We start from the raw sequence: 326 nt of genomic DNA on the forward strand, positions 1-326 counted from the left end.
ATCACGGGTTGGGTTGTACTGGAAGCGGTTGCCGCTGAGACGACCTTGACCCGTGACCGCTTTGTGTTTGTCCGGGACCGGGACGTAGACGGTGGCACCGGCGGCGTCGTAAGCGGCCAACTCGGCCTCGCTGTAGTAGCCGCCATCGGCAACCGCGGTCAGGTTCTCCACCCCGAGCACGTTCATGCTCTGGCGGCATTGACTGCTAAGCTGGTTCTGGTCGTTCCCGGCGTTGGTGACGTCGTGATGCACAATGAGCTTGTGTTTGCCATCGACACCGCTTTGTACGTTGTAACCCGTGACGTGTTGTTTGCCCTTGCTCAAGG

Annotated in this window: 1 protein-coding gene; it reads right to left on the reverse strand. The window is 60.1% G+C overall.

Annotated elements, in window-relative coordinates:
- Positions 1-326, reverse strand: a 326-nt coding sequence (locus BQ17_RS13435; RefSeq protein WP_141699269.1) for a transposase, incomplete at both ends; no start/stop codon positions are given.

This window comes from Candidatus Thiosymbion oneisti, from assembly GCF_900092655.1.
GTDB lineage: Bacteria > Pseudomonadota > Gammaproteobacteria > Chromatiales > Chromatiaceae > Thiosymbion > Thiosymbion oneisti.